17 protein-coding genes, 1 tRNA gene and 1 pseudogene are annotated in these 24,397 nt (G+C 67.7%); 6 read left to right on the top strand and 13 right to left on the bottom strand.

Translation table 11 applies throughout. The features are described from left to right. Positions 1-472: 472 nt before the first annotated feature. From MSPGM_RS06775 to dctP, 4 genes are all read right to left on the bottom strand, one after another. Positions 473-670: a NepR family anti-sigma factor gene (locus tag MSPGM_RS06775; protein WP_003603323.1), complete on the bottom strand. Its 198-nt coding sequence runs from the start codon at positions 668-670 to the stop codon at positions 473-475. A gap of 167 nt (positions 671-837) precedes the next feature. Next, complete coding sequence (locus tag MSPGM_RS06770) at positions 838-2,190, bottom strand: TRAP transporter large permease (protein ID WP_003603321.1); 1,353 nt, start codon at positions 2,188-2,190, stop codon at positions 838-840. Then, on the bottom strand, positions 2,187-2,912 hold the full coding sequence (locus MSPGM_RS06765) for a TRAP transporter small permease (RefSeq protein ID WP_003603320.1): 726 nt from the start codon (positions 2,910-2,912) through the stop codon (positions 2,187-2,189). The genes MSPGM_RS06770 and MSPGM_RS06765 overlap by 4 nt, the downstream gene beginning before the upstream one ends. Then, on the bottom strand, positions 2,909-3,931 hold the full coding sequence (gene dctP / locus MSPGM_RS06760; RefSeq protein ID WP_003603318.1) for a TRAP transporter substrate-binding protein DctP: 1,023 nt from the start codon (positions 3,929-3,931) through the stop codon (positions 2,909-2,911). Before dctP ends, MSPGM_RS06765 begins: the two co-directional genes overlap by 4 nt. Positions 3,932-4,094: 163 nt before the next feature. Here dctP and MSPGM_RS06755 point away from each other — a divergent pair, with 163 nt between their 5' ends. Both MSPGM_RS06755 and MSPGM_RS06750 read left to right on the top strand, forming a co-directional pair. Next, positions 4,095-4,766, top strand: a complete 672-nt coding sequence (locus tag MSPGM_RS06755) for a GntR family transcriptional regulator (RefSeq protein ID WP_012253014.1) — start codon at positions 4,095-4,097, stop codon at positions 4,764-4,766. Positions 4,767-4,870: 104 nt separating this feature from the next. Beyond that, positions 4,871-6,343, top strand: coding sequence for a carbohydrate porin (locus MSPGM_RS06750; RefSeq protein WP_003603315.1), 1,473 nt, complete (start codon positions 4,871-4,873; stop codon positions 6,341-6,343). Positions 6,344-6,493: 150 nt separating this feature from the next. On the opposite strand, the gene MSPGM_RS06745 is transcribed toward MSPGM_RS06750, so the two are convergent. The 7 genes from MSPGM_RS06745 to MSPGM_RS06715 form a co-directional block, all read right to left on the bottom strand. Further along, positions 6,494-8,341 (bottom strand): caspase domain-containing protein, encoded by a 1,848-nt coding sequence (locus tag MSPGM_RS06745; protein ID WP_261926231.1) that lies wholly within the window; start codon positions 8,339-8,341, stop codon positions 6,494-6,496. Positions 8,342-8,586: 245 nt separating this feature from the next. Then, entirely contained in the window at positions 8,587-10,734 is a 2,148-nt protein-coding gene (locus tag MSPGM_RS06740) for a TonB-dependent receptor family protein (protein ID WP_003603312.1), read from the bottom strand. A 42-nt stretch (positions 10,735-10,776) separates the two neighbouring features. Continuing rightward, positions 10,777-11,133, bottom strand: coding sequence for a hypothetical protein (locus tag MSPGM_RS06735; protein ID WP_012752436.1), 357 nt, complete (start codon positions 11,131-11,133; stop codon positions 10,777-10,779). A gap of 142 nt (positions 11,134-11,275) precedes the next feature. After that, complete coding sequence (locus tag MSPGM_RS06730; protein ID WP_003607111.1) at positions 11,276-11,923, bottom strand: SCO family protein; 648 nt, start codon at positions 11,921-11,923, stop codon at positions 11,276-11,278. Further along, the gene (locus MSPGM_RS06725; protein ID WP_003607112.1) at positions 11,913-12,437 is read right to left on the bottom strand and encodes a copper chaperone PCu(A)C; all 525 of its coding nucleotides are present in this window, start codon (positions 12,435-12,437) and stop codon (positions 11,913-11,915) included. The genes MSPGM_RS06730 and MSPGM_RS06725 overlap by 11 nt, the downstream gene beginning before the upstream one ends. A 115-nt stretch (positions 12,438-12,552) precedes the next feature. Next, entirely contained in the window at positions 12,553-13,641 is a 1,089-nt protein-coding gene (locus MSPGM_RS06720) for a DUF1775 domain-containing protein (protein ID WP_003607114.1), read from the bottom strand. Between the two features lie 64 nt (positions 13,642-13,705). After that, entirely contained in the window at positions 13,706-14,119 is a 414-nt protein-coding gene (locus MSPGM_RS06715; protein WP_012752435.1) for a hypothetical protein, read from the bottom strand. A 284-nt stretch (positions 14,120-14,403) separates the two neighbouring features. On the opposite strand from MSPGM_RS06715, the gene MSPGM_RS06710 reads away from it, so the two are divergent. The 3 genes from MSPGM_RS06710 to MSPGM_RS06700 all read left to right on the top strand — a co-directional run bounded on the left by MSPGM_RS06710 (position 14,404) and on the right by MSPGM_RS06700 (position 17,464). Further along, a complete protein-coding gene (locus MSPGM_RS06710; RefSeq protein ID WP_003602071.1) occupies positions 14,404-15,708 on the top strand; it encodes a murein L,D-transpeptidase in 1,305 nt (434 codons plus the stop codon). A 337-nt stretch (positions 15,709-16,045) separates the two neighbouring features. After that, positions 16,046-16,609, top strand: coding sequence for a sigma-70 family RNA polymerase sigma factor (locus tag MSPGM_RS06705; RefSeq protein WP_012752434.1), 564 nt, complete (start codon positions 16,046-16,048; stop codon positions 16,607-16,609). Between the two features lie 84 nt (positions 16,610-16,693). Beyond that, entirely contained in the window at positions 16,694-17,464 is a 771-nt protein-coding gene (locus tag MSPGM_RS06700) for an anti-sigma factor family protein (RefSeq protein WP_012752433.1), read from the top strand. Between the two features lie 353 nt (positions 17,465-17,817). Here the strand turns inward: MSPGM_RS06700 and MSPGM_RS06695 are convergent, their stop codons facing one another. Continuing rightward, the gene (locus MSPGM_RS06695; RefSeq protein ID WP_003602075.1) at positions 17,818-18,711 is read right to left on the bottom strand and encodes a hypothetical protein; all 894 of its coding nucleotides are present in this window, start codon (positions 18,709-18,711) and stop codon (positions 17,818-17,820) included. Positions 18,712-19,367: 656 nt separating this feature from the next. Between MSPGM_RS06695 and MSPGM_RS06690 the strand changes: the two are divergent. Continuing rightward, positions 19,368-23,257: pseudogene (locus MSPGM_RS06690) on the top strand (glycosyltransferase). Between the two features lie 262 nt (positions 23,258-23,519). Here the strand turns inward: MSPGM_RS06690 and MSPGM_RS06685 are convergent. Next, positions 23,520-23,596: transfer RNA gene (locus MSPGM_RS06685), tRNA-Arg, on the bottom strand. Positions 23,597-24,397: the final 801 nt, after the last annotated feature.

Below are 24,397 nucleotides of genomic sequence, written 5' to 3'. Positions count from 1 at the left end.
AGCGCGGCGGTGCAGTTTGGCCGCAGGTTGAGGGCTGTGATGTTCCTGCACCGGTTTTGGCGAACCGAGCCGCTTCGGCGCCGCAATCAGGCAGGATGAGCACTCCGTCAAGCTTCTCCCGCTAGACGCTCCTCTCGCGGCAGCTTCATCCGCCGCCTTCGATGCCTGCCCCGTTTTCTCTCAGTCGCGAATCCAATCCATGACGGTCGTCGCCCTCATCGCCTGCAACCTGCTGCTGGCGGGCCTGTTTTCCCTGGTCGCCGTCGCCCTCGACTGAGGGCCTCCCGAGACGACACCCGTAATGCCGTCGTGGGCGACAGCACACGGTCGGCGAGCGGGCGTTTCGTGAGGCGCTTTTGAGCGCCGCGCTCCCGCGCAAACCCGCACCGCACAGATAAAGAACCCCGGTCGCTCCGTCGCGGCCGGGGTTTTCGGCTTAGCGGAACCGTTTGGCGCGACCGTTTTCGGAGCCTCAGTCGCGGGTCGCCCGGTCCTGCAGCGTGTCCAGGCGGCCGATGAGCGCTTCGAGACGCTCGCCGACCGGCTCGGTGAGGCTGTCGGCGTAGTGGCTGCGCAGGTTCTTGCCGAGATGGCGGCGCACGCTCGGGCTCAGCGGCGGCGCGGCCGCGGCATCCTCTGCGCGTTTCGTGTCGGCGATGGGCTTCGTCACGGATCGTCTCCCGTCCGGTGCCGGAAGCGGCTGTGAGGCGGCGATCCTGCGCGCTGGAAAGTTAAGGCGAGTTTTACTGCGGCGACCAAGAAACGATTAACCCTCCGTGCCAGGGCACGGAGGGCTCTTCTTCCTCGAAACCATCGGTCCGAGTGCGGCCGCCGTTCTTACCGGGTCGTCGGCAGGAGCAGGTCCGGCAGCCAGAGGGCGATGCCCGGCACGAGGCAGAGCAGGAGGATCGCGACAGCCATCAGGATCACGAAGGGCAGGGTGCCCCAGATGATGTCCTTGAGCGGGATGTCGGGGGCGATGTTCTTGATGACGAAGATGTTGAGGCCCACCGGCGGGTGGATCAGCCCCATCTCCATGGTGATCGTCATCACCACGCCGAACCAGACGAGGTCGAACCCGGCTTCCTTGAGCGGCGGCAGGATGATCGGCGCCGTCATCAGGATGATCGAGACCGGCGGCAGGAAGAAGCCGAGCGCGATCACCAGGGCCAGGATCGTGACGAGCAGGACCCAGGGCGAGAGCTGCATCGCGACGATGGCCTGGGCCGCCGCCTGTGAGATGTGGAGGTAGCTCATCACGTAGGCGTAGAGGAGCGACATGCCGATGATCAGCATCAGCATGGTCGATTCCCGCAGCGTCGCCGTGAGGATCGGGTCGAGATCGCGGAAGCGCCACACGCCGTAGATCACCGCGATCAGCGCCAGCGCCAGCAGGCCGCCGAGGCCGGCCGTCTCGGAGGGCGTGGCGTAGCCGCCGTAGAGCGCGACCATGACGCCGGTGAGCAGCACCACGAAGGGCAGCACCCGCGGCAGCGTCGAGAAACGCTCGCGCATGCTGTAGCTGTCCTCCTTGAGGATCGGATGCTGCGCGCCCGTCCGCTCGTAGGCGAGCTTCGCCGCCGCGAACTCCGAGCGGAAGCGGAACACCGACCAGCTGGCAAACAGCGCGACCAGCAGGAAGCCCGGGCCGATGCCGGCCAGGAACAGGCGCCCGAGCGATTGCTCGGCGGCCACCGCGTAGAGGATCATGGTGATCGAGGGCGGCAGCAGGATGCCGAGCGTGCCGCCCGCTGCGATGATCCCGGCGGCGAAGCCCGGCGAGTAGCCGCGGCGGCGCATTTCCGGAATGCCCGCCGAGCCGATCGCCGAGCAGGTGGCGGGCGAGGAGCCGGCCATCGCCGCGAACAGGGCGCAGGCGAACACGTTGGCGATGCCCAAGCCGCCGGGGATGCGGTGCATCCAGGCATGCATCGCCGAGTAGAGATCCTGGCCCGCCTTGCTCCGCCCGATCGCCGCGCCTTTCAGGATGAAGAGCGGGATCGAGAGCAGGGTGATCGAGGCCATCTCCTCGTAGACGTTCTGCGCCACCGTATCGAGCGAGGCGGCGGGCATGAACACGTACATGAAGGCCAGGGCCACGAAGCCCAGCGCAAAGGCGATGGGGATGCCCGAGAGCATCGCCCCCAGGGTCGCCCCGGCATAGAGGAAGCCGATCGCGGCGGTGCTCATGCCTTGCCTCCCCTCGTCGTGATCGGCCGAACCGGGGCCGCTGTCGGTGTGATCGTGCTCTCCAGGGGATCCGGCCCTTCGGGCGTCAGATCCGGGCGGTCGCGCATGTCGCGGTTGACGTCCGCCCCAATGCCGATCTTCGGCTTGGCCCAGCCGGCGGCGCGGGGGCCGTAGAGGACGGCTTCAGTGATCTGCAGGACGAACTGGACGGCGAGCAGGCTCATGCCCGCGGCCATCAGCAGGTAGGGAATCCAGAGCGGCGGCCCCCAGGTCGATTGCGAGATCTGGCCGTCATCCCAGGCCTCGTGGAACAGGCTCCAGCTCTTCCAGGCGAAGAAGGTCACGAAGGCGAGGCTGACGATGTCGACGAAGATCAGGCGCACCCGGTTGACGCCCGGCGACAGCAGGCCGGTGAGGGCCTCGATGGCGACGTGGCCGCGCTTGGCCTGGACGCCCGCCGCCGACAGGAAGGTCGCGCCGACGATGAGGAACACGGCGGTCTCGTCCTGCCACTCGGTCGGCTCGTGGAAGACGTAGCGGGTCAGGACGGAGTAGCTGAGCACGAGGCAGGCGGCGACGAGCGCCACCCCGCCGCACACCAGGATGAGGTGGTTGAGCCGGCGCGTGGTCCGCTCGATCACGCCGAGCAGGCCCGGAATCCGCGGCTCCTCGGCGCGTTTCGTCTCGGAGGCGGCCGAGGCCGCGTCGAAGGCGTGGCTCATCCGACCTTCTCCGCCAGCTTGAGCAGCTCGGCGCAGCTCGCGTTCTTGTTGGCGAAGTCCTTCCAGGCGGTGTCGCGGGCGATGTCGCGCCACTTGCCGAGATTGACCTCGTCGAGCTGCACCACCTTGGCGCCGGCCTTGCCGAAGACTTCCTCGACGCGGGTGTCGTCGGCCTTGGCGCCCTCCTGGCCGAAGCTCTCGAGCTCGGCGCCGACCGCCATGATGAGATCCTGCTGATCCTTGGGCAGACCGGAGAACACGATCTTCGACATCATGATCGGCTCCAGCATGAACCAGTAGGAGCGCTCGCGGCCGGAGGTCAGGGCCTTCGAGATCTCCTCCAGGCGGAACGAGATCAGGCTGGTGGAGGAGGTCAGCACCGCGTCGCAGGCGCCGGTCTGCATCGCGGCGTAGGATTCGTTCGACGGCAGCGAGAGCGTGGCCGCGCCGGCCTGCTTCATCATTAGGTCCATCTCGCGCGAGCCGCCGCGGACCTTCATCCCCTTGGCGTCGTCGGGCGTCAGCAGCGGGCGCTCGCGGCTGGCGATGCCGCCGGCCTGCCAGACCCAGGACACCAGCACGATGCCCTTGGAATCCAGGATCTCGGTGAGCTTGCGGCCGACGGGCGCGTCCTTCCAGGCGAGCGCCTGGGCGTAGGAGGAGACCAGGGCCGGCATCAGGCCGATATTCATCTCCGGCACCTCGCCGCCCGCGTAGGGCGAGGGGTAGAGCGAGAGATCGAGCGCCCCTTTGCGCATGGCGCTGAACTGGGCGTTAGTCTTCATCAACGAGGAGCCGGGATAGACCTGCACCTCCATCGCGCCCTTCGAGCGCTCCTTGATGGCGGCCGCGAACTTCCGGCACATCCGATCGCGAAAGTCGCCCTCGTCGATCGAGCCGCCGGGGAACTGGTGCGAGAGCTTCAGGGTCGTGGCGGCCCGGGCCGGGCCGGTTCCGAGCTTCAGCAGCGCGGGCGCAGCGAGCCCGGCCGCGAGAAGGTGGCGGCGGTTCAGCGTCATGGCGTTTCCTTCCCAATACCGCTTTCGCGGAATTCTACTCGTCCGTTCGTGCGGACTTTTGTGCGGCGCACAATATACGTTTCAGCGCAGCATTTAATGCAAGATCGCGTCATCTTGCATATTTTGTCAACGCCCCTGAATATGGATCGGCAGGAAATCGCCGATGACTCGACCGATGAACCAGACCCAGCGCCTCAGGCAGACGATCGAGGACGAGATCGTCGAGGGGCGGCTCGCCCTCGGCGCGCGCCTCGACGAGACGCAACTCGCCGAGCGCTTCGGCGTCTCGCGCACGCCGATCCGCGAGGCGCTGCTGCAGTTGGCCGCCACCGGCCTCGTCGAGACCAAGCCGCGCCGCGGTATGGTCGTGAGCGCGCCCGAGCCGGGCCATCTCTTGGAGATGTTCGAGACGATGGCGGAACTGGAAGCCGCTTGCGGCCGGCTCGCCGCGCGCCGCCTCACGCCGGAGCTCGAGGCGGAGTTGACGGGCGCCGTCGCAGCCTGCGCACGGGCCGCCGCCGCGGGCGATCCGGAAGCCTATTACGGGGAGAACTACGTCTTCCACACGGTGATCTACCGCGCCTGCCGCAACGACTTCCTGTGCGGGCAGGCGCTGGCGCTGCACCGCCGCCTCTCGCCCTATCGGCGCCTGCAACTGCGCACCCGCCACCGGGTGGCGCAATCGCTGGCCGAGCACGAGGCGGTCGTCGCCGCAATCCTTGCCAGCGATGGCGCGGCGGCGGCCGATCAGCTCCGCCGCCATGTGCTGATCCAGGGCGACGGCTTTTCGGAGCTGGTGGCGAATCTGCGGGCGCTGGATCACAGCGCGGCGTGAGCACCCCGAGGGGTCGCAAATCGCGAGCGTCGCTTCCGGTGCTGTGGCAGGGCCGGCGCGGAGGCCGTAAACTCACGCTTCGCGGTTCGCCGTCGAGGTTCTTCGTGTCCCGCCGCTTCATTCCAGGCGCCCTTCCGGTCGCGCTCGCCCTGACGACCCTCGCCGGATCGCCCGCCCTGGCGCAGCCCACCGGACGGCCGGTCTACGAGGGTGCGGGCGGCGACCCGCGGATCGCGGTGGCCCAGCCGGAATCGACGAGCCAAGCCTCCGGCGGCTACGTGCGCTCGATCGAGCCGTCGCTCGGGCCCTTCGGTGACCCGCTCGGCCTGCGGCCCCTGCTGAAGGAGCGGGGCATCGAGTACAGCCTCACCTACATCGCCGAGACGCTCGGCAATCCCGTCGGCGGCATTCGCCAGGGGGCGATCGTCGAGGACCGGCTGAACCTGCGGCTCAATCTCGACCTGCAACGGCTCGCCGGCTGGGACGGCGCCACGGTGCACGCCAACGCCTACTTCATCCACGGCACCGGCCTGTCGCGCTACTATGTCGGCAACCTGCTGGCCGCCAGCGTGATCGAGGCGCTGCCATCCTCCCGCCTCTACACCCTGTGGCTCGACCAGCAGCTCTTCGACGGCAAACTCGGCATCCGGATCGGCCAGCAAGCGGCCGACACCGAGTTCTTTGTCAGCCAGACCGCGACCCTGTTCGTAAATTCGACCTTCGGCTGGCCGGCGATCGCCGCGCTCGACCTGCCGAGCGGCGGCCCGGCCTACCCGCTCGCGACGCCGGCGATCCGGGCCAAATACGTGCCGGGCAACGGCTTCTCGCTCCAAGCCGGGCTCTACGACGGCGATCCGGCCGGGGCCAATCGCCCGGGCGACGACCCCGAGGGGCAGCGCCTCGACCGCACCGGCACCAATTTCCGCACCCGCGATCCCGCTCTCGTCGTGGCCGAGGCGACCTACGCCTTCAACACGCAGGAGGGTTCGAAGGAACTGCCCGGCGACATCACCCTCGGGGGCTGGCAGCATTTCGGGCGCTTCGAGAGCTTGCGCTTCGACCAGACCGGTCTGCCGCTCGCCGACCCGAATTCCACCGGCATCGGCCGGCGCCTGCGCGGCAATGCCGGAATCTACGCGATCTGGGATCAGACGCTCTACCGAGAATCGGGCAAGGACGACGAGGGCCTCGGCTTCTTCCTGCGCGCGGCGTGGTCGCCGACCCGTTCCAGCCTCGTCTCCGCCTATCTCGATACCGGCCTCGCCTATAAGGGCCTGTTGCCGGGCCGCGACAACGACACGGTGGGCCTCAGCCTGGCGCAGGCCCGCCTCTCCGACGACGCGCGCCGCTCCGACATCGACACCATCGTCCTGACCGGCACGCCGATGCCGCGGCGGCGAGCCGAGACGGTGATCGAGGCGACCTATCAGGCGGTGGTGGTGCCGGGCTTCACCGTCCAACCGGACGCGCAACTGATCCTGCATCCCGGCGGCGGCATCGCCAACCCGCGCGACCCGGAAGGCCGCCGGGTGCGCAACGCCGCCGTGCTGGGGCTTCGCGCGACGGTTCAGTATTGACGGGACCGGCCTTCGAGGCTCGAAAGGCTCCCCTGCGCTCCCCGCTGATCGGCTGTCGCCCGCCGTCTCCGCGCGTCGGTGCGGCGGCTCGCGCCCACAGGAGAGCGGGGTGATGCGCTCATGGCAGCCGTTAGAAGCGCATCTAAGGCATCACCCGGAGGTTCGCGGCGTCGCTGAGCCGGGCAGGTTGCGGGCGGGCGGCTGACCGACTCGCCCTGTCTCGAACGGCACCTTCGCATCGAGGTCGATGGCTGGCCCCAGGATTTGTGGCTTCTGGTTATAGCCGAGCCGTTCCAGACGCTCAGTCGCGAGCTGTACAAGCTTCTGGAAGGTAATGTTCTTTTCTTTGCGCAGGATGGATGTGAGGCAGAAGGTGAAGGCGCCGTAGCTGGTCGCGCCATGACGATACTCGTAGGAGTATTGCTCCTCTCCACAGGCTTCGATGATGACGGGGAGGAACGGTCCAATCGGCGCTCCGCGTGCTTTCTTGGCCCGGTCGTAGCTCTTCTGGTCGTTGACGCGGAGCAAGGCGGCGCGTCCCAGGCGGACCGTGGCGAGGTTGGAGCCGAAGAAAGCCTGCCGTTTCGCCGCTTGGCTCGAAAAGGCCTTGTTGAGCGGGGTGAAGTCACGCTCGACCCACATCTCCGCTTCGCGGTTCCATCGGAGCTGGCGGTGCCGAATGTCGTCCGGGGGCGTGATCCCGCGTGCGCGACCGGCGCCATCGCGATGCATGCTGCCGGAATGGCAGCAGTCGAAAATCATCAGGAGGTGGGTCTCATAGGGAAGTTGCGCGTAGAAGCTGTTGATCTGCTCATCGGACACGCCGTGCTCTGGCGTCCAGTCGAAGTCATACGGCACGAGCGTCTCAGTGAGACGGTCCGGCTCCTCCTGTTGGCCGTATTCCGGCACGCGCGCGCCGTGCCCGGAGTAGAAGAACACCAACTGGTCACCGGGTTGCGCACCATCGACCAGCCATTCGAGCCGAGAGATGATGCCGTCCGCGGTGGCGCGCTCGTTCAGGCATACGCGAATCTGCTCCGGCTCGAACCCGCAATCCTGCAAGGTCGCGCTCATCGCGAAAACATCGTTGACGCAACCCGACAGCCGATTGGCGGGATCGGGATAATCGTCGATTCCGATCAGGACTGCTTTGCGCCGCGTGGATGGGGCCGCGGTCGGAAGCGAGCGATTCCAACGATTGACGCCCGCCACCGCTTTGCGACCCACAGCCCTGGATTGACGGGCCGCGAGGTCGACCATCGGCGTCCAGAAGGAGGTTTGGGTCACGGCATCCGTGAGGTAGCCGGCCGCATCATGATCTCCGAAACCGGGGAGATCGAACGGCGTCAGAAGCTGATTGAAATTGTCGACACCTTGAACTTTTAGAGGTGCGGTGAAAACATCGTCGTGTTCGTTGTAGAGATGGTGCCAATGCCTGACGGCAAGACGTTGAACGCGGCCGTATGTCAGATTTCCCAGGACAAAAGGATTTCCGATCTGCGATCCGAACGTCACGTAGTGTGTGCTCGCGAGCGCCTTGGCCGCCTCGCTTTCCCCCGCATCCGCGTGTGAGAAGGCATTGTAAGTGACGAGAGAGCCGAGGCTATGAGCAAGGACGATGTCGGGCTTGTAGTCGCGCAGCGTATCGAGCACGAGCGCGCGGGTCTCTTGCTGGAACTGTTCATCCTCCACCCAGGCAACGACGTAGCCGGCGGTCCAGCGGAGTCGGTCCGAAATATTGCTGACCGGGCTGCGCGGCTGACGAAACAAGCCGCCGAGGCCGCTGCGCGCCAGCTTCCAGAAGGCGCCGAGCGTCTCCGCAAAACTGATATCGGTGCGTTCGAATATGGGATCGTAGGTCAGAAATCGGAAATCCAATTCAACGCCAGCACTCGTTCCGACGGCTCGCTTGATCGCGCTCGACCAATCTGCGTCCCAGTTGCTTTGACGTTGATCGCCAAGGCCATGCACGCAGAGAATTCGCAATGAACTCGGCATGAGCCATGCTCCCGTGTCGCGGGGATAGACGCCTGAAGTTTCTGATTTTCCGACCGACGAATACAATAAGTCTGGCGCAGGGTTTTACTGAGATCAATCCCTTGGGGTGCGCAAAATATGATTAGAGGCGTGTGAACACTCCGCGCCCGCTTCGCACGTCCAGCCGCCCTGCGGGCACCGTTCATTTTCAATCCCTCACAGCCGACGTCTGCCATGAGCCGGCTTCCGTTGAGGGGGCCGAGCCCTCAGAACGAGGCCCGCACGCCACCGAACACGCTGCGGCCGTTGCCCGGAAAGAACGCCACCGGCCCGCCCGCCACGGTCGCGGCGTTGGTCACCGTCGAGATGTCGGAGACGTATCGTTCGTCCGTCAGATTGCGGGCATCCACGAACAGCGAGACGCCGTTGGCAAAGTCGATGCCGGCCTGGAGGCCGAGCAGGGCATAGCCCGGCACTTTGAGGGTGTTGGCGTGGTCGGCAAAGGCGCCCTGCGGCACCCAGTCGAGGGTCGGGGCGAGATGGAAGCCGCTCGGATGCCGGTAGCCGAGCACCGTGCGCAGCACGTTCACCGGCACGCCGGCGATGCGGTTGTTGCCGAAGACCGGGTCGCCGACGAAGCGGAAGTCGTTATGGGTCCAGATCTGCGTCAGGCTGAGCCGGTCGCCGACGCCGGTCAGATCCGTGGCGAGGTCGAGGGTCACGGCGGCCTCGACGCCCTGGTGGCGGGTACGCGGGGCGTTGAAGGTCGCTGCCGGGATGTTCAGGCCCGGATTGGGCGTGAAGTTGATCAGCGCGTCGCGGACTTCCGCCCGGTAGAGCGTCACGTCCCAGGCGAGGCGGTCGATCCGGCCGCGCGAGCCCGCCTCGTAGGTCCAGGCGCGCTGGGCCTCGAGCGGCACGAAGGTGGTGCCGAGCAGGTTCGCCTGCACGAGGTCGGAGAAGTCCGGCACGTCGCGCGAGCGGGTGACGTCGGCAAACACCTGAATCTCCGGCAGCGGTTGCCACAGCAGGCCGAGCTTCGGGTTGATGCCCTCGTAGGTGATGTTGGCAAAGCGCGCCGTGGGGCTCGCCGGCAGGCCGCCCTTGTCGCTGAAGGTGCGGTTCGCGGAGAACAGCTTGGCGCCGGTCATCAGCGCCATGTCGGGCTGGAACCAGAACCGGTTCTCGGCATAGGCCTCGTAGTTCGAGGCGCTCTGGCGGGCATCGAGCGTCTGCGCGCCGCGGAACCCCGCCACGTTCACGAACTGCCGGGCGTCGTTGATGCCGGCGAACGCCCGCAGGCCGAGGATCAGGTCGTTGCGGAAGCCGCCGAGATCGAAGGTGCCGGCCCAGCGCGGGGCGACGCCGTAGGTCCAGCCGTCCTGGTCGATCACCTGGAAGATCGGATGGTAGAGGTTCTTGTGAATCGCCCAGGAATCGATGTCGAGGCGCCCGATTTCCAGTTCGAACGAGGTGCGGTTGGCGATGCGCTCCGTCGTCACTTTTCGCGATTGGTTGCCGGCAAGGGCTGCCGGGTTGGCGAGGCGCGGATTGTTCAGCGCGTCGAACAGCGAGAGCGAGCCGGGCAGCTTCTGGTCGGTGTCGTAGAAGCCGAGGAAGAACCGCGTCTCGACGCCCGGCGCGAGGCGGTAGCCGAGATTGGCGTTCACGTTGCGGGTGCGCTGGGTCTCGTGATCGCGGAATCCGTCGGAATTGGTTGCGGTGCCGGAGATCAGGACATCGGCCGGCCCCGAGATCCGCGAGAGCTGGAAATGCTCGCGGATGGTGTTGAAGCTGCCGCCGTCGATCCGAACGATGTTCGGGCTGAGCGCCGTGTAGGCGGTCGGCGTCACGAAGTTCACCGCGCCGCCGAGCGTCGTCGCGCCGAAGGTCAGCGCGTTGCCGCCCTTGTAGACCTCGACCGAGCGCAGGCTCAGCGGATCGATCTGGTAGAAGTCGCCGCTGCCGTCGGCGAGGTTGAGCGGAATGCCATCCTGCAAGAGTTCGATGCCGCGGACATGGAAGCCGCGGGCGATGCCGGAGCCGCGGATCGAGAGGCGCATCTCCTGGCCGTAGCGCTCCTGCACGAACACACCGGGCACGTCTTTCAGCACGTCGCGCACGGTGTTGGCGTAGCGGTTCTGGAACGTCGCGGCATCGACGAAGGCGACCGAGCCGACGGTGGCGTTCACCGCCGCCCGCTGCGCGGCCACGCTCGGCACGGTGAGCGAGCCGGCGGTCTCGGCCGGGCCGGCGGGGCGCCCGGTGGCGGGCGAAGCGGAGACGCTGATTTCCGAAAGCGTTGCGCTCTCCGGAGGCGCCTGGGCAAGGACGGGGGCGGACAGGACGAGGCCGGAGGCGAGCAGGGTCGAGGGCAGGGCGGCACGCGGCACGGCCCGGTGACGGAAAGGCATGAGGAAACGTCCGTTGTCTGAAGGATCGGGAGAGGCGATCGATCAGGCGACGGGTGGGGCGCGTGCGCTCGGGCGTGTGCCGGGCGGCGCACGGGGGAGAGCGACGATCTCGGGCCGCCATGCGACCGGGGCGGCCTGCTCCCGCGGCCACGCGACGATGGCGTGGGCGGGCTCCGGAACGTCGAGGCTCGGCAGCGCGTGCGCGGCTTGGCAGCAGGGCAGGTGCCCGTGCCCCGGATGCGACTTCAGGGGGCCGTCGGCCTCCGCGGTATCGGGGGCGCAGAGGATGTGGACGAGGCCGTTCTGCGGGCCGAGGCTTCCGGCCAGCGAGGCTCCGCCGAGGACGACCTGCAGGGCGAGCGCGTAGAGCGCGGCCACGGCGATGACCGCGCGGCACACGGACCATCCCGGCAAGCGCCCTCGCATGCCGCCAGCTATGGCCAAGCTTGCCGGGACGTCAACGGAGGCGGGTTCGGCAGAACCCTGTTTTCTGCTGCGGCTGGCCGCGGAACGGAAGACCGGCCCGCGCGGGCCGAAACGGTCAGGTGTTGCGGCCGTCGGAGACCAGCTTGCGCAATTGCTTGAGGGCGAGGGCGTGACCCGCATTCAGGTCGAGCGGTCCGGCAAAGCCGCCGTCGCGGTCCATCATGTAGACCATCAGCGTGTGCTCCAGGGTGTAGTCGCCCCCCGGCAGCGGCACCCGCTTCACATAGGCGCGGTAATCGCGCGCCACCCGCTCGATCTGCTGCGGCGTGCCGCTCAATCCTGTGATCCGGTCGGTGAACGAGGCCATGTATTCGCGCATCACCGCCTGCGTGTCCCGCTCGGGGTCGAGGGTGATGTAGTAGGCCTGGATCTCGCCGCCCTGGCTGCCGAATTCATCGAGCAGGGTGCCGAGGTCGGCCAGCGTCGTCGGGCAGACGTTCGGGCACTGGGTGAAGCCGAAAAAGACGAGGAAGGGTTTGCCCTTCAGCGCCTGCGAATCGACGGTGCCGCCCTTCGAGGATTCGAGCCGGAACGGGCCACCGACCACCGACAGGGCGGAGGGCCTGTCCCCCCGCGGCAGGAAGGCGACCGTCGCCGCCACGATGCCGACGAGGGCGAGCGCGAAGGCGACGAGGATCAGCGTGCTCCCCCGCTGCGAGGCGGGGGAAGCCGTCCGGGGCTCGGGCCCGGGTTCAGTGGCCATGGTCGTGTCCCCCGTGGTCGTGCGCCTCGGGCCCCTTCTCGGACCGCGTCTCGGGGGCCTTGGCGGCGAGGCTCTCCACGGCGAACTCGACCGGAACGGTCCCGGCCCGCTCGAAGCGCAGCGTCCCCTTCACCCGCTCGCCCTTCTTCAGCGGCGTTGTCAGGTCGAGGAACATCAGGTGATGGCCGCTGGGGGCGAGCGTCACCGTCTGGCCGGGCGGGATCGCCAGGCCGTCGGCGAGCGGCGCCATCTTCATCACGCCGCCCTCCATCGACATCGTGTGCAGCTCCCCGCGCCCGGCCGCCTCGATCGCGCCGCCGGTGAGCCGGTCGGGTTCGGTGCCGGTATTCGTAACCGTGAGGTAGCCGGCCGCGACCCGCGCGCCGCCGGGCGTCGCCCGTGACCAGGGATGGCCGATCTTGAGCGGGCCGGCCTTGTAGTCATGGGCGTGGGCGGGGCTCGTCGCGGCAAGGCCGAGCGCGAGGAGGGCGGCCGGGACAGCGTGAAGGCGCATGATCGTGTCTCCGTTCGGAGCGGGAAAGGGGAGGGCGCGCGGACCTCGAGCCTCGAACGCCGCATGCGGCGGCGATGCTCCCGTGAGGCTCCTGCCCGCGCGGTGATGTCGCCGTTCAGTGATGATGCTTGTGGCCGTCGGCCTCGGGCGCGGCGCCGGGGCCTTGCCCGCCGGGTCCTTGCCTGTCGGGTCCTTGCGCGCCGATCGGTGCCACGGTGAAGGTCACCGGCACCGTTCCGGCCCGCTCGAAGGTCAGCGTGCCCGCGACGGTCTCGCCCGCCTTCAGCCCGTCCTTCAGGTCGAGGAACATCAGGTGGTAGCCGCCGGGCTTGAGCGCGACGCCGGCCCCCGGCGCGAGGGCGAGGCCGCCCTCGACGGGGGCCATCTTCATCACGCCGCCCTCCGTCGTCATCGAGTGAATCTCGGCCCGGCCCGCCTGGGGGATGGCGGCGCCCGTCAGCCGGTCGGGCTCGGTGCCGGTGTTGCGCAAAGTCACGTAGCCGCCGGCGACCTTCGCGCCGCCCGGCGTCGCCCGCAGCCAGGGCGTCTCGATCGCGATCGCTCCGGCTTTCGCGGCGGGGGTAGCCGGAGCTTGCGCCGCCGTGGCTTGGGCCGCCGTTCCCTGGGTCGCCGTTCCTTTCGCGGCCATGATCCGCACCGCCGGGGCCGGCGCCTTCAGGGCCTGCGCATTCCCGTTCTCGGCCGGAACATCGCTCCAGCGGTAGCTGCCCTCGGTGCAGTCCTGCTCGACGGGGAAGTAGATCGTCGCGCCCGGCGCGAAGGCGTCGGAAATCCGGGCGAAGAAGGTGAACTCGTCGATCTGCTCGTCCGGCAGGCTGCCGCCACTCCAGGTAATTTTCGTGACGCCCTCCGAGACCTGTCCGTGGAAGGACGGGTAGGACCGGGCATAGGCCGACTTGACGGTTTCGATCGTCCAGCCGGGCTTCGGCATCGGTTTGGCCCCGGTCACCCCCTCGGGGATGGTGACGCTGATGCGGGTGGTCGGCCGGCCATCGCAGCCATGCATGATCTGGACGACGCCGCGATAGGCGGCGTTGGGCGCAGCCTCCTTGCGCTCCAGCACGGCATGGGCCGAGGCGGGCGAGACGAAGCCGAAGACGGCGTTTGGGCAGACGGCGTTCGGGCCGATCAGGACGAGCGGCAGGGCGGCGCGAACAGGGGCGCTGAGGCAGAAGCGGGGCATGGGACGGTTCCGGTTGTCTGACATCGAAGGATCGCTTGGCGAGGGATCACTTGGATCGGGCGGGTCAGGCAGCCGGCGGGGCTCGGGCGTGGGCGAGGGTGAAGGGCGGCGGACGGGCGGCCCGGCGCTGGACCCCGGACCAGCCGGCGCGGGCGGCGTCCCGCTCGGGCCACGCGGCCTCGGCGGAGAGGGGAGGGGTGAGCGTGGCGGCGGGCGCGTGATGCGCGGCGGTGCAGCAGCCGGCATGGTGTGAGTCCGGGGCCGGAAGCCCGTCCTTCGCCGCCCCGGCGGAGACGGCTCCGTCTGCGACCTGTTGCGCGATCGGCTGACAGAGGAAGGCGGGGGCGCCCGCGACGGGAAGGGCGGCAATGCCGCCGAGCAGGGCCTGGAGCACCAGCGCGTAGAGGGCGGCCACGGCGGTCAGCCCGCGCAGGACGCGCGGCGCTCCTCCGGTCCGGTCGCGGCGTGGGCTCGGCATGGACACGAGCCTTACGCCGCTTCGTGCCACTCCGGTAGGGGCCGAGCCGGCGCCATGCCGCCGCGCCCCGGCGAGGCCTCCCCGAGCGCATCGCTGAACGCACTGCGTGCGCCCTCACACGCGGACGCCATAATGTAGCCCGGAACGGCATGGCTTCTTAACCACGAGACCGCGACAACCGCGGCACGATGACTTGGCCGAGACTTGGTTCTTCGACGCTTCGCGTTTGAGCCATGACTCCCGGCCGGATCCACTAACCGCACCTTTCTCCAGAGCCCGGATCGATGCTGCAGAGCGCGCGCCACCTCCACCTCCGCCCCCTCGCTGCCGCCCTCGTGGCGGCGACGGTGCTCGCCGGCCCGGCGCTTGCCCGCGAGGGCGGGTTCGCCCAGGCCGAGTGGGCGCAGGACTATTCCTCGCCCACGACCATGCAGGTGCATCGGTCCTCGACGCCGATCCTCTCGCCCGACACCATCGCGGCGACTGAGTCGATGGCCGAGAAGTACCGCGCCATCGTCTCTCGCGGCGGCTGGCAGAACGTGAGCGGCGCGGCCGGTCTGCGCGTCGGCTCCCGCGGACCGGCGGTGGCGGCGGTGCGCCAGCGCCTGATCGTCACCGGCGACCTCGACGCCACGGCCGGCGGTGCGGGTGTCTACGATTCCTACGTCGCGGCCGGCGTGAAGCGCTTCCAGGCCCGGCATGGCCTGTCACAGACCGGCCAGATGAGCCCGGCGACCCAGGCGGCGATGAACGTGCCCGCCGAGGTGCGCCTGCGCCAGCTCGAGACCAACGTGATCCGCCTGCGCTCCTATTCGGGCGATCTTGGCCGGCGCTTCGTCATCACCAACATCCCCGCCGCCCTGGTGCAGACGGTGGAGAACGGCCAGGTCGTGACGCTGCACGCCGCGGGCGTCGGCAAGATCGACCGCCAGTCGCCGATCATGAACACCAAGGCGACGCAGATCAATTTCAACCCAACCTGGACGGTCCCGGCCTCGATCGTGAGGAAGGACCTGATCCCGAAGATGCAGAAGGATCCGAACTACCTCACGGACAACAAGATCCGCATCCTCTCGGGGGGACAGGAGATCTCGCCGCGCTCCGTGAACTGGAACTCGGACGAGGGCACCCGCTACACCTACCGCCAGGATTCCGGCGCCGACTTCAACTCCATGGGCGTGGTGCGCATCAACATTCCGAACGCGCATGGCGTGTTCATGCACGACACCAATTCCCGCGGCGTGTTCGGCGACGACTTCCGTTTCATCTCCTCGGGCTGCGTGCGCGTGCAGAACGTGCGCGAGTACATCACGTGGCTGCTGAAGGACACGCCCGGCTGGGACCGCACCCGGGTCGAGCAGGCGGTGGAGAGCGGCCAGCGCATCGATGCGACGCTGACCCAGCCCGTGCCGGTCTACTGGACCTACATCACCGCCTGGGCGACCCCGGACGGCACGGTGCAGTTCCGCGACGACATCTACAAGCGCGACGGCGTGAACGTGCCCTCCACCATCGAGGCGCCGACGCCGGTCGCCAGCGCCGCCTCGACCCGGCCCGAAGTGTACGAGCCGGGCGACGAGGAAAACTGAGCGCCGGCTCGTTCGAGCCATCTGCTGGGGTAACGCCAAACAGCCCGGGCCGGATCTCGCATCCGGCCCGGGCTGTTCGCGTTTCAGGGCGCTAGAGCATCATCCCGAAAGGTGGTCTCCGGCCTTCGGAAAAAGATGATGCAAGACAAAATCCCAGAGCATCGTCCTGGATCCGATATCCAGGACGATGCTCTGGAACCCGCGCGGCCCTCTCGCCGCAAGGCCGCGTGCCGTGAAGAACGCCCGGTCTTCGGAGCACACGAATTTTTCGAAAAAAGAACGGGGCGCCGGATTAAAGGCGTGGGCCAGCCGTCAACGGATTATGGTGGCCGACAGAATGCGCTCGAAACGCTCCGAAATCGTCGACCTGCTGGTGCCCTTGCGGCGCTACGCCCGGTCGCTCACGCGGGATTCGCTGAAAGCGGATGACCTCGTGCACGATACCATGGTTCGCGCCCTCGAATCGCGCGCGAACCTGAGGCCGGACACCAACCTGCGCACCTGGATGATGACGGTGCTGCACAACGTCTTCATCGATGAGCAGCGCCGCAAACGCGTCGAGGCACGCCACGCCGATGTGCTGGTGCAGCTCTCGGACGACGTGGCACCGCCGGCACAAGAGGGGCAGGTGCGGCTCATGCAGATCCGCAAGGCGTTCGAAGGACTGCCCGAGGAGCAGCGCGCCGCGCTCCACCTCGTGACGCTCGAAGGCATGGCTTATGCCGACGCGGCGGCCGTGCTCGGTATCCCGATCGGAACCCTGATGTCGCGGCTCGGCCGCGGCCGTGCGGCCCTACGCGCCTTCGAGGAAGGCGGCCGCAAGGGCAAGGCCACCGCCGGATCCTCCGACGATGGCCCCGACCGTGGCCGTGCACATCTGCGCGTCGTCGGTGGGAATTGATGACCCTGTTGAGCCGTTAACAACGAAGACACCGGAAAACTAAGAGGTTCGACGGTGGGCAAGCAGGGCAGTCGGAGTGGGCTGATGGTCGATCCGGTTACGGAAACCGAACTCATCGCGTATGTCGATGGTGAACTCGAGCCGATGCGTCGCGTCGAAGTCGAGGCGCATCTCGCGCGCAATCCTCAGGACGCGCTGCAGGTCATGGCCGACCTGCGCGACCGCGACGCCCTGCGTGAAGCCTTCCTGCCGGTGCCGAGCCTGCCGCCGGAGCGGCTGCGCTCCAGTGCTCGCCGGATCGACCGCGCCTTCGCGTGGCAGCGGGTTCGCTCCCGCCTGCGCCGGGCGGCGGCGGTCGTGGTCCTGGTCGGAGCGGGCTGGCTCGCCCACACCGAGAGCGGCAGCTTCGGCGTTCCCGGCTCCATCGCCTCGCCGATCGATCCGTCCCTAGCCGAGGAAGCGAAGCAGGCCCGCGAGGCCGTGCAGATCCGCGCCCGCACGACCAGTCAGCCCATGGCCTCGGCCTACGATCCGGCCGACCTCGAAGCTGCGACCGGTGTTGATCTGCCGCCTCTGCCGAAGGGGTGGATCGTCCGGGACGTGCAGATCTTCCCGAGCCGGAGCGGCACCGGGATCGAGGTCTCGATCCAGTCGGCCGAGATCGGCGAACTCGCGCTGTTCGCCAAGCACAGCAGCGGCGCGCCCCTGTCCGAAGGGACGGAGCCGGTTGCACGCTCGAGCGACGGGACGACGGCCTATTGGCGGACCGGCGGCACCGCCTACGCACTGAGCGGCGCGCGCGACGATCCGGCCCTGCACGCCGCCGCCGCCCGCCTTGCCGCGCTCCGGAAGTAAGAGCTTTCCCAAGCGCTAACGCCGAGTTCATCGGCGGCGCGGGAGCCTAGATTAAGCGCCGAGTATTTCGTCTTGGATCGATTCAGGCCGGGACACTCGGCTTTCTTTTGGCTCCGGCAGCCGCATCGCGGCGGGCGCGTTTCTGTCCTGAAAGATCTGCCCCGCGTGACAGGCCGGTTGTAGATCCAGACGCGGCCGTTCCGGCTCATCGTTGGCCCGACGAGCGGCCTCAGGGCGGGCATTGCTGCCGACCTGTGAACCCAATCAATCGCCGCGGCTGTCACGCGACGGGGTTTCGTGATTGCGCTCAAAATGCCTGCCCAAGGCTCGATACCGGTCGGCGATAAGAGGGCTCAGCTGGTTGCGAGCAGCCTTGCCGTGCGATGCTGCCGTTTCAGGACTTCGCGCAGATGGGCGATGGCGCCCTCCTGCATGCTGCGCAGCGCCTGCGGATCGGACTCGGCGTCGCGCCGCATCGAGACGTAGAATTCAAACCCGCCTGGTTCCGCCGCGGCGATCTGATTCAGCACAAAGGGGAACAGACCGAGCCGCGCTGCCGCTTCGACGGCGTCGAGGAAGGAGAGGGGCGTGAACACCCAGCAATGACACGACTGATAGCGGCCTGACGTGAAGGTCTCGCCGGCCTGCTTGTAGGCCAAAGCCAGCGCGGCGTCGCCGCACAGCCGCGGCGCCCGCGCCGGGTCCTCACCCGCCCAGATCTCGCCTGGTTCGATGGCCAGTGCCTCGTAGGTGTGGGCGAAGATTTGGCGAAGGCTCGGCCGGGTGTAGTCCAGCAGAGACGCCTCGACCAGTTCGGCGATGGTGCTGTTGGCGCGGCCGACGTCGAACATGAAGCGTCGATCGGGCAGCGAAAGGTTGAATACCCCGCCCGGCCTCAGAACGGCGTGAATGCCGCGCAGCCATCCGAGCAGGTTCGGCACGTACTGCGCCACCTGCGCAGCGATGGCGAAATCGAGCCCCTCTTGCCCGATCGCTGCCGCCAGCGAGCCCGAGCCCGCCCAGGCATAGTCGATCGACACGGCATCCGGCGGCCCGACCTCGGCGTCAGTGGCATGATCGACATACGCGACACGGATGCCCTGGGGCAGCGCCGTCGGGTTGTTCGCCGGTCCGAACTCGATGCCCCGTGCTTCGGGCAAGGGAACGTCGTGGGTGAGGCGGGCGAGACGCCGGTCCGTGGACCGACGGTTCAGGAACGCGTCCAGCGACAGAGAACCGGAATGCATGTCGCGGATGCCTCGCCTTTCAGTCGATCGCAGGCTTTGACGTTACCTGCCGCGCCAGCGCCGTTGCAATCATCTGATGGAGGAGGCCACAGGCTTGGACGCCCAACCTCGTTTCACCCTGTCCGGCGGAGAGCGATACATGCCGCTCCAAGGAGCGTGAAGGTCTTGCGAGTTTCGACAGCTCGCCTCATCCGTGGGGAAAGGGTGTGCCGGCCCCTGCCGTATCGGTCGGTACCGGGTGGCAGGCCTGTGATGGGATGAGGATTGCTCATGCTCGACCCTCCGGTTACTGCTGCGTTTGGTGCAGTGCGGGAGGCAGCATGCGGGGCCCGGCAATCCGACACGGACGTCATCCAGAGCGGTGTGGGCGAAGCGCTGAACCTCTCCCCGGTAGGCGGACCTGCCTCTGTGCCTGGATTCCCGAATGACCCCACAATCGACCTGATCGTCGGGTTTTTGTCCCTGACTCTGCGCCTACGCCCCGCCGGAGAGCGGCGGCGCAGCCGAATTGCCATTCCGTCGAGCGCGATCGAACCGATGCCGGCCCGCAGATGCAGAGGCCGTGCCCGAGACGGAGGATCCGTCCACGATCACCCTGAGACGTTCCGACTGAGCCGTGCGCGAGGTTTCTGACATTGTTCAAGCGTAGCTTGCAAATGCTCTCGAAGCAGGTCGGAGCCAGGGCAATTCCCCGGCAGTTCGGCCGACGGATATCCGAGGCGGGGAGGGGCGGCGGCTTCGATCCCGACTTCTACCGCCGGTACTATCCCGACCTCGCGATCCTCGGGGACGAGAGCAAGGTTCTCAAGCGGCACTACCTCGATCATGGTCGGGCCGAAGGCCGCTTCCCTAATGCGGCTGCTCTGGTCGCCGCTCTTGAAGCTGAAGGGGGGGCGCTGCCGAGCGATTTCATCCCCGAGCATTACCGTGCGCTCTACGACGATCTGGCTGGCCTGACCGAACCGTGGCAGCTCAGCGAGCATTATCTGCGCTTCGGACGATTCGAGGGGCGTGCTCACGGGGCCGATCTGTCAGCCTTCGAGCAGGAATACGAGCGCATGCTCGCTTCCGGCGCGGCGCTGAACGGGCGCCGCCCCGCCGAAAGCTTCGTCCATCTTCTGGTCGCCGCGCGGGTCTTGCCGGGAGCGTGGCTCGACCTCTTCGTGCTCCACGAATTCGCATTGCTGAATGAGGGGTGGCTGACGCATCCGCCTGCCTCCCGCATGGAAGGGCTAGTCGCTTTCCTGACGGAAGGGGTCGAGCGGCTCGCCCCGATTTCGCTGCGCCTGCGCTTCGATCCCCATTTCTACCGCTCGAACAACCCGGATTCTTCGGCCGGTGCCAGCGATGCAGATCTGTACCGTCATTGGCTCGGCAAGGGCATCCAGAAGGGCGAGCCTGCGAGCGAGGCTGCGGCGCTGGTCCGGCTCCTCGGGGAGGAACGCTATCCCGAGAGCTTCGACGAGACGGCTTACCGCTCTCTGTTGACCGAGGGTGTCGCTCCGCCGCCGCCCGGGCGGCTGAATGCCCTGCGGCACTTCATCGATACGGGCTTTCAGCTCTGGGAACTGGAGCCCGTGCGGCAGGCCTGCTCGGCCCAATTGCTCGAGAGGATCGGCGAGTACCATCTCCTCCGTGGCAACGCCCTCGCGGCCAAGGAGGCTTTCGACCGGGCGCTCAGGGGGGGCTCGTCTCCGGCCGCCTCCATCATCGAAGCGGCGACGCGCTTGTCAGGCTTAACCGCACCAACGATGCGGCGCGCGCCTTCGTGAATGCGGCGGACGTGCCGGGAGCGGTCGTGTGGAGCCACATCCACGCCATCGATGGCCTGCTCGCGCGGCCGGACAATGTGCCGGAGGCGCTCGACCGCGTCCGGCGCTCGGCCGCGGATTGGCATGCCAACACGCATTGGCGCGCGGCCGCACACCGCGCCATCGTGGCATCCTTCGCTCGCGCAAGTGAGGAGGCGCGGACCCACTACGCCGCCGGCCGGCGGAAGGAAGCGGACGATCGCCTCACGGCCTGCCTTGACCAGATCGGAAGCCTGATCGCGGCGGTCGATCCGCTGCCGGCACCGCTTGCCGTTCCGGCGAACGGGCATATCGTCATCGTCGCCAACCGCGACCTTCCGCAATGCGATCATTACCGCGTCGTGCAGAAGATCCAGCAGCTCGAGCATGGCGGCTGGACGGTCGAGGTCTTCCGGCAAGACGAAGCAGCCGATTGCCGCCCGGCGATCGACAGGGCATCGGCGGTCATCTTCTACCGCGTGGCAGCCTTTCCCGGTGTCCTGCACGCGATCCTCTACGCGCGCGCCCTTGGCCTGCCGACGATTTATGAGATCGACGACATCGTGTTCGATGCGGCTTTGTTCCCGGATCCCCTGGAGAGCTTCGAGGGGCAGATCACGCCCAAGCAATACGTCGATCTGCAATACGGCGTCCCGCTGTTCCGCTACGCGATGCAGGCCTGCGACATCGGCCTCGCCTCCACGCCGGCGATAGCCGAGCGGATGCGCCCGCTTGTCCGTTCAGGAGTCTGTCATGTCTTGCGCAACGGCCTCGACACGCGAAATCTTCCTTTCCTGAGGCGCCCCCACGCACCCGTTTCGGCTGCTGCGCTGACGGTCTTCTACGGATCGGGCACGCGGGCACATAACAAGGATTTCAACGACTTCGCCGCGCCCGCGCTTCTCGCCATCATGGAGCGGCATCCGCATGTCCGGCTCGTGATTGCCGGCTATCTGCGCCTCGGCCCGGGCTTCCGGCGGTTCGCTCATCGTGTGCGCCAGCTCGGCTTCACCGACGACGTTTCAGCCTATTGGGAGGCGCTCTCGGGGGCGGATATCAATCTCGCGGTTCTCGCGCCCGGCCCCTTTGCGGACGCCAAGAGCGAGATCAAGTGGCTCGAGGCGGCGATGTGCGGCATCCCCTCGATCGTCAGCGCGACGCGTACCTACCGGGAGATCCTGGAGGATCGGGAGGATGTCCTTCTGGCCGAAACGGTTCAGGACTGGACGAAGGCGCTCGCCACCCTGATCGACGATCCCGCGTTGCGTCGAAGGATCGGGGATCGGGCGCGGGATAAGGCGTTGGCGTCCTACGGGCTGGATGCCGCCGCCGAGGTTCTCGGAGGAATCCTCGCTGCTCCGCCCCAGAGGCTCAGGCGGACGGCCGATACGACGTCGGATGCCCGCGCGACCTCCACCGAGGCTGGGGCCGAACTCGCTGCCGTGGATGCGCGTCCTTCGGCCACCGCCGCGGGATCCGTCATGCGGACGCGGCGCACGGGTCGGCCGCGCATCCTGGTGATCAACGTCTACTTCCCGCCTCAGACCGTCGGGGGCGCCACCCGAGTCGTGCGCGACAACATCGACCACATCCTCGATCATGCCGCAGGCCGGTTCGAACTCGCGGTGGCGGCGTCCGATGTGGAAGCCGAGCCTCCCTATCGGACCCGCATCGACGCCTATCGCGGCATCCCCGTCTTCCGCATCGCGACGCCGCGCGAACGGAATATGGACTGGCGCCCGTTCAACCCGAGCGTCCGCTCGGAATTCGAGGCCTTGCTCGACCGCTTCGAGCCCGATCTCGTCCATGTCCACTGCGTGCAGCAATTGACCGCCAGCGTGGTTGAGGCGGTGCGCGCCAGAGGAATTCCTTACGTCGTCACTGTCCACGACGCGTGGTGGATTTCCGACTTCCAGTTCCTCATTGACGAAGACGGGGTGGCACAGATGCCGTCGCCCGACCTCCTCGCCGACGCGACGAGCCGCTCCGTCACCCCGACCGGCTCCATCGCGCGCCGCCGCGGACTGGCGCGGGTGCTCGACTCGGCGGCGGCCATCGCCGCGGTGTCGGAATCCTTTGCCGACATCTATCGCAAGGCAGGCTTCCCCCAGACGATCGCGATCCCGAACGGCGTTCCGCCTTTGACGCCGAGCCCACGGCGCGAGAACCCGACCGGGCGCGTGCGCCTCGGCCATATCGGTGGCCGCACCGCGCATAAAGGCGCGACCCTGATCGAGGCGATTCTACGAGCGGGCCGGTTCGAGAACCTCAGCCTAACCCTCGTCGATCATGCCCTGGCGACCGACTATGTCAGCGAGGAGACCTGGGGCGCCACTTCCGTCCGGATCGTTGGCAAGGTGCCGCAGGAGCAGATCGGCGAACTCTATGCCGAAATGGATATGCTGCTCGCTCCTTCACTCTGGCCCGAGAGTTTCGGGCTGGTCACGCGGGAGGCGCGGGCCGCGGGGCTGTGGGTCGTGGCAAGCAATCTCGGCGCGATCGGCGAGGATATCGAGGAAGGCATCAACGGCTTCCGGGTCGATGTCGCATCGCCGGACGGGCTGCGCGCGGTGTTCCAGCGGATCGATGCCGATCCCGAGCGGTTCCGTTCAAGCCCACCGCAACCCGCGCATCCGCCCCGAACGGCCGCGGATCAAGGTGAGGATCTGATCGCGCTCTACGACAGGCTGCTTGCGCCGTCGGGTGATGCGGCCTCCGCATCCGACGCCGGGGATGGCCGCTCGCGTACGCTGTGAAACCGGCGAGCCTCCAACCCGGCTGGTCCTCGCGGGCTTGTGGGCCAGGCAGGTTGGAGGCGCCGGCATGGTGGGCGGTCGTGGGCTGCGAAGCGATGTCTGCAGTAATGAAAAGGCAGAGCCGCACAACGTGGGCACGTCAGCGCTTCGCCCGCGACGGCACGCGGTCGAGTGTTCTCAAGTGAGTGGAAAGGCGCCTCCGACAATTCCCAGGGGGGCGCCGAGGCAGGACGCCCCGATGAACATCGGTGAAGGGCTGATCTGGCGACCCCGGTAGGGCTCGAACCTACGACCTGCCGCTTAGAAGGCGGCTGCTCTATCCAGCTGAGCTACGGAGTCTGGGTGCCAGGAGGGCCAAAAGGCACGGGACCAAGGCCGGGTCAAGCCTCTCCCGAGCTTGTGCTTTAACCCCTTCTGAGAAGGGTCTGACGGTCAGGTCCCCGGCTCGCGTGCGAGCGTCGAATTCGTCCAGCTCGATGCTGCGGCCCGATTACAGCGTGGGCTTTCGCTCGGCACTGGCTGTCAGCGCACCAAAGCCAACACGCCAAAATCCGATCCGACGGGGCGGCCCATGATCCGGATGCCTCGCCGACGGTTGCGCCGCGCCGGCGTCATCGCCCACGCGACGGTCAGGCTTTGCGCGACACCGGCCCGCGCCCGACCGTGAAACGGTGGAGCAGCATGCCGAAAAGCACGGCGGGGACGAACAAGATGACGGGGGCAGGCCAAGGACCAGACCGCTGAGGGCCCTGCCGGGGCAGAAGTCCGCGCCAGCTGATGTCGAACAACGCGGTGCCGCCGACGAGACGGCCACCGGGTTTTGGATTGTTGGCATCTCGAAGCGAGGAAGCAGCAACGGCTGCGGCATCCACGCCTTGAGCCCAAAGCCGAACGCCGAAATGCCAACCGCCCCTGCGAGAACGAAAGCGAGACTCTGGTCTCACCCCCCCCGCAAAATCGGGAAAGCCCAGCACTTTCGCAGGATCCCTCATGCCCGACAGCGCAAGGACGGGCCGACCAAAAAGGCGGGTGTTGGCTTCTCGTCGCCGAGCACGACTTCGGAGCGTCACGACGGCAGTCGACGCCGACGAACCCATCCAGGATCGGACGCCCACCGGATCTGCGGGGAAGGCTCGTGGC

This window comes from Methylorubrum sp. GM97 (assembly GCF_024347855.1).
Taxonomy (GTDB): domain Bacteria; phylum Pseudomonadota; class Alphaproteobacteria; order Rhizobiales; family Beijerinckiaceae; genus Methylobacterium; species Methylobacterium extorquens.
The sequence above is the reverse complement of the archived record's forward strand: the minus strand, read 5'-3'. Positions and strand labels throughout refer to the sequence as shown.

What these genes read in the sequence shown, in the direction of transcription:
- MSPGM_RS06770 (WP_003603321.1), bottom strand. Translation starts at nt 2,190, where the DNA reads ATGAGCACCGCCGCGATCGGCTTCCTCTATGCCGGGGCGACCCTGGGG.
- MSPGM_RS06720 (WP_003607114.1), bottom strand. Translation starts at nt 13,641, where the DNA reads ATGCCCCGCTTCTGCCTCAGCGCCCCTGTTCGCGCCGCCCTGCCGCTC.
- MSPGM_RS06705 (WP_012752434.1), top strand. Translation starts at nt 16,046, where the DNA reads ATGCGCTCGAAACGCTCCGAAATCGTCGACCTGCTGGTGCCCTTGCGG.
- MSPGM_RS06765 (WP_003603320.1), bottom strand. Translation starts at nt 2,912, where the DNA reads ATGAGCCACGCCTTCGACGCGGCCTCGGCCGCCTCCGAGACGAAACGC.
- MSPGM_RS06700 (WP_012752433.1), top strand. Translation starts at nt 16,694, where the DNA reads ATGGTCGATCCGGTTACGGAAACCGAACTCATCGCGTATGTCGATGGT.
- MSPGM_RS06695 (WP_003602075.1), bottom strand. Translation starts at nt 18,711, where the DNA reads ATGCATTCCGGTTCTCTGTCGCTGGACGCGTTCCTGAACCGTCGGTCC.
- MSPGM_RS06710 (WP_003602071.1), top strand. Translation starts at nt 14,404, where the DNA reads ATGCTGCAGAGCGCGCGCCACCTCCACCTCCGCCCCCTCGCTGCCGCC.
- dctP (WP_003603318.1), bottom strand. Translation starts at nt 3,931, where the DNA reads ATGACGCTGAACCGCCGCCACCTTCTCGCGGCCGGGCTCGCTGCGCCC.
- MSPGM_RS06730 (WP_003607111.1), bottom strand. Translation starts at nt 11,923, where the DNA reads ATGGCCACTGAACCCGGGCCCGAGCCCCGGACGGCTTCCCCCGCCTCG.
- MSPGM_RS06745 (WP_261926231.1), bottom strand. Translation starts at nt 8,341, where the DNA reads ATGCCGAGTTCATTGCGAATTCTCTGCGTGCATGGCCTTGGCGATCAA.
- MSPGM_RS06740 (WP_003603312.1), bottom strand. Translation starts at nt 10,734, where the DNA reads ATGCCTTTCCGTCACCGGGCCGTGCCGCGTGCCGCCCTGCCCTCGACC.
- MSPGM_RS06755 (WP_012253014.1), top strand. Translation starts at nt 4,095, where the DNA reads ATGACTCGACCGATGAACCAGACCCAGCGCCTCAGGCAGACGATCGAG.
- MSPGM_RS06725 (WP_003607112.1), bottom strand. Translation starts at nt 12,437, where the DNA reads ATGCGCCTTCACGCTGTCCCGGCCGCCCTCCTCGCGCTCGGCCTTGCC.
- MSPGM_RS06715 (WP_012752435.1), bottom strand. Translation starts at nt 14,119, where the DNA reads ATGCCGAGCCCACGCCGCGACCGGACCGGAGGAGCGCCGCGCGTCCTG.